Origin of the sequence: Bradyrhizobium sp., assembly GCF_016462955.1 — a bacterium.
Lineage (GTDB): Bacteria > Pseudomonadota > Alphaproteobacteria > Rhizobiales > Xanthobacteraceae > Bradyrhizobium.
Genome location: NZ_JAEMSD010000568.1, coordinates 1 through 4,041, shown reverse-complemented (window position 1 = coordinate 4,041; position 4,041 = coordinate 1). Strand labels below are relative to the sequence as shown.

General features: G+C 61.5%; 3 protein-coding genes and 1 pseudogene. 1 reads left to right on the top strand and 3 read right to left on the bottom strand.

Going from position 1 to position 4,041, the window contains the following annotated elements; all coding sequences use genetic code 11:
* Positions 1 to 1,547: pseudogene (lon, locus tag JHD07_RS34555) on the bottom strand (endopeptidase La); the annotation flags it as partial.
* 324 nt (positions 1,548 to 1,871) lie between these two features.
* Positions 1,872 to 3,143 (bottom strand): ATP-dependent Clp protease ATP-binding subunit ClpX, encoded by a 1,272-nt coding sequence (gene clpX / locus JHD07_RS34550; RefSeq protein WP_061027021.1) that lies wholly within the window; start codon positions 3,141 to 3,143, stop codon positions 1,872 to 1,874.
* A gap of 179 nt (positions 3,144 to 3,322) precedes the next feature.
* Between clpX and JHD07_RS34545 the strand changes: the two genes are divergently transcribed.
* On the top strand, positions 3,323 to 3,529 hold the full coding sequence (locus tag JHD07_RS34545) for a hypothetical protein (protein ID WP_291630310.1): 207 nt from the start codon (positions 3,323 to 3,325) through the stop codon (positions 3,527 to 3,529).
* A 62-nt stretch (positions 3,530 to 3,591) separates the two neighbouring features.
* Here JHD07_RS34545 and JHD07_RS34540 read toward each other — a convergent pair.
* A partial coding sequence (locus JHD07_RS34540) for an ATP-dependent Clp protease proteolytic subunit (protein ID WP_291630308.1) occupies positions 3,592 to 4,041 on the bottom strand: 450 nt, incomplete at its 5' end.

Here is a 4,041-nt window from a genome sequence, read left to right as displayed (position 1 = left end):
CGTTTGGGATCAGGTGCTTGCGCGAGATCTCGACCTTCTCGTTCTCGGTGTAGCCCGCGATCCGGATGATCTCCATGCGGTCCATCAGCGGCCCCGGAATATTGAGCGTATTCGCGGTCGTGATGAACATCACGTTGGAGAGATCGTAGTCGACCTCGAGATAGTGGTCGTTGAAGGTCCCGTTCTGCTCGGGGTCGAGTACCTCGAGCAGCGCAGAGGATGGATCGCCGCGGAAGTCGGCGCCCATCTTGTCGATCTCGTCCAGGAGGAACAGCGGATTGGACGACTTCGCCTTGCGCATCGACTGGATGATCTTGCCGGGCATCGAGCCGATATAGGTGCGGCGGTGACCGCGGATCTCGGCCTCGTCGCGCACGCCGCCGAGCGAGACGCGCACGAACTCGCGCCCCGTCGCCTTCGCGATCGACTTGCCGAGCGAGGTCTTGCCCACGCCAGGAGGCCCGACGAGGCACAGGATCGGGCCCGTCAGCTTGTTGGCACGCGACTGCACCGCAAGATACTCGACGATGCGCTCCTTGACCTTCTCGAGCCCGTAGTGATCGGAGTCCAGGACGGCCTGCGCCGCCTCCAGGTCCTTCTTGACCTTGGACTTCTTGTTCCACGGAATCGACAGCAGCCAATCCAGATAGTTGCGCACGACGGTCGCCTCGGCGGACATCGGCGACATCTGGCGCAGCTTCTTCAATTCGTGCTGCGCCTTCTCGCGCGCTTCCTTGGAGAGCTTGGTCTTGGAGATCTTCTCTTCGAGATCGGCGAGCTCGTCGCGACCGTCGTCGTCGCCGAGTTCCTTCTGGATCGCCTTCATCTGCTCGTTGAGGTAATACTCGCGCTGGGTCTTCTCCATCTGGCGCTTGACGCGCGAGCGGATGCGCTTCTCGACCTGCAGCACCGAGATCTCGCTCTCCATCAGGCCCAGCACCTTCTCCAGGCGCGTGGTGACGGACAGCGTCTCAAGGATGCCCTGCCGGTCCGCGATCTTGACCGCGAGATGCGAGGCAACCGTGTCGGCGAGCTTGGCGAAATCGGTGATCGCCTGCACAACGCCGACGACTTCGGCCGAGATCTTCTTGTTGAGCTTCACATAGCTCTCGAAATCGGACACGACCGAGCGCGCCAGGGCTTCCGCCTCGACCGACTTCGCATCGGTGTCGGCGAGCGCGACGGCGGTTGCTTCGTAGTAATCGGCACGATCGGTGTATTTCGACACGCGCGCCCGCTCGAGCCCTTCGACCAGCACCTTCACGGTACCATCGGGGAGCTTCAAGAGCTGGAGCACGCTGGCGAGCGTTCCGGTCTCGTAAATGGAGTCCGGCGCCGGATCATCATCGGACGCGTTCTTCTGCGTCGCGAGCATGATCAGCGCGTCGTTCTTCATCACCTCTTCGAGCGCGCGGATCGACTTCTCGCGGCCGACGAAGAGTGGCACGATCATATGGGGGAAGACGACGATGTCGCGCAGCGGCAGCACGGGGATAGGCGTGCGTTTCGCCATGAACGATTGTTGGCCGGGGTTTTGGATTGGTCATGGCCTTTTCCTTTTGCTTTGCCCCCTTGCACGCCGCCCGCTGATCATGCGCAACCGCCACAAGGTGCCGAGGTGATCCGCAGGACCGGTCGGTCCAGGACGGGTTGGACCGGCTCGTTGGATCGGAACTGAGGCGAATCTTGAAAGAGAATTTTTGCTCGCCGCCGACATTAGGTGGCTATCGACCCGGGGGGTGTCAAGTCATTGAAAAACGCGCGCCATCAGGCGCTTACGCAACGCGGTAAGCGACGCAACACCAGCTGCGGAGATTCACGTCCGCAGCTCTCTTTGTAAATACGATTGGAGCCCTTCCAGCGCCGGCAGATCAGGCGCTGGCGTTCTCGACGGCGCGATCGGACCGATCGGCGTAGATGTAGAGCGGACGGGCCGTTCCTTCCACGACTTCGCGGGAAATCACGACTTCTTCCACACCTTCCAGGCCCGGCAGGTCGAACATGGTCTCGAGCAGGATGGCCTCGAGGATCGAACGCAGGCCACGCGCGCCGGTCTTGCGCTCGATCGCCTTGCGGGCGACCGCGCCAAGCGCCTCGTCGGCGAAGGTCAGCTCGATGTTCTCCATCTCGAACAGCCGCTGGTACTGCTTCACCAGCGCGTTCTTCGGCTCGGTCAGGATCTTCTTCAGCGAGGTCTCATCGAGATCCTCGAGCGTCGCCACCACGGGCAGACGGCCGACGAACTCGGGGATGAGGCCGTACTTCAGGAGGTCCTCCGGCTCGACATGACGGAAGATCTCGCCGGTACGGCGGTCCTCCGGCGCAAGCACCTGGGCGCCGAAGCCGATCGAGGTCGATCGTCCGCGTGCCGAGATGATCTTGTCCAGACCGGCGAAGGCGCCGCCGCAAATGAACAGGATGTTAGTGGTATCCACTTGCAGGAACTCCTGCTGCGGATGCTTGCGGCCGCCTTGCGGCGGGACCGAAGCCACGGTGCCTTCCATGATCTTGAGCAGCGCCTGCTGGACGCCCTCGCCCGACACGTCGCGCGTGATCGAGGGGTTGTCGGACTTGCGGCTGATCTTATCGATTTCGTCGATGTAGACGATGCCGCGCTGGGCGCGCTCGACATTGTAGTCGGCGGCCTGGAGCAGCTTCAGGATGATGTTCTCGACGTCCTCGCCGACATAACCGGCTTCTGTCAGCGTGGTGGCGTCGGCCATCGTGAACGGCACGTCCAGGATGCGGGCGAGCGTCTGCGCGAGCAGCGTCTTGCCCGAACCGGTCGGACCGATCAGCAGGATGTTCGACTTCGCGAGCTCGACGTCGTTGTGCTTGGTCTGATGGTTGAGGCGCTTGTAGTGGTTGTGCACCGCGACCGACAGGACCTTCTTGGCATGGCTCTGACCGATCACGTAATCGTCCAGCACCTTGCAGATTTCCTTCGGCGTCGGAATCCCGTCGCGCGACTTGACCAGCGAGGATTTGTTCTCCTCGCGAATGATGTCCATGCAGAGCTCGACGCACTCGTCGCAAATGAAGACCGTGGGACCCGCGATCAGTTTGCGGACTTCGTGCTGGCTCTTGCCGCAGAACGAGCAATATAGCGTGTTCTTGGAGTCGCTCGTGCCGACCTTACTCATTCATGTCTCCGTCCGCGGTTCGATCCCGTTCCGCTCGATCGCTACATTCCGACACAGTGGCCGGCATGTAGCTTAAGTAGAGCAAATTCCGTACCAAAAAAGACCCTACGCTTTACTATCCGTGCGAATCACGGCCGCTCGATTCTGCTGCGATCATAGCCGATCAATCGTAGCCAACCATGCTGTCACCCGACTATCAAGAATTCGCTAATCGGGGGTCACCGGCTACCCGTGACAATACCGTGATTTCCGGTCTTGGCACGGGCGATGTGATGGAAATCACCCCGGCGTGGCTGGATTACCACGAAAAACAAGCACGAAAGCGGAACTTTCTGCTTGTCGCAGGGCGCAAAGCCGTGTTCTGCGCCACGCGCACGCGCACCTAACGTGAACACTGTCCTGACGGGTGCACGGCAAGCCGAGGGATCACCGTGACGACCCAGTAGTGCTACGGGGTTTTCGCCGCCGCCGGCTCCTCGGCGCGCTTGTCGATCACCTTGTCCACCAGACCGAACTCCTTGGCGTCGTTCGCGGTCAGGAACTTGTCGCGTTCCAACGCATCCTCGATCGACTTGTAGGTCTGCCCGGTGTGTTTCACGTAGATCTCGTTGAGCCGCTTCTTCAGGTTCAGGATCTCCTGGGCGTGCAGCATGATGTCGGTCGCCTGGCCCTGGAAGCCGCCGGAGGGTTGATGCACCATGATGCGCGCGTTCGGCAGCGAGAAGCGCATGTCCTTCTCGCCGGCGCAGAGAAGCAGCGAGCCCATCGAGGCCGCCTGGCCCGTGCACAGCGTCGAGACCGGCGGGCGAATGAACTGCATGGTGTCGTAGATCGCGAGGCCCGATGTCACCACGCCGCCCGGCGAGTTGATGTACATCGAGATTTCCTTCTTCGGATT

What these genes read in the sequence shown, in the direction of transcription:
- clpX (WP_061027021.1), bottom strand. Translation starts at nt 3,143, where the DNA reads ATGAGTAAGGTCGGCACGAGCGACTCCAAGAACACGCTATATTGCTCG.
- JHD07_RS34545 (WP_291630310.1), top strand. Translation starts at nt 3,323, where the DNA reads ATGCTGTCACCCGACTATCAAGAATTCGCTAATCGGGGGTCACCGGCT.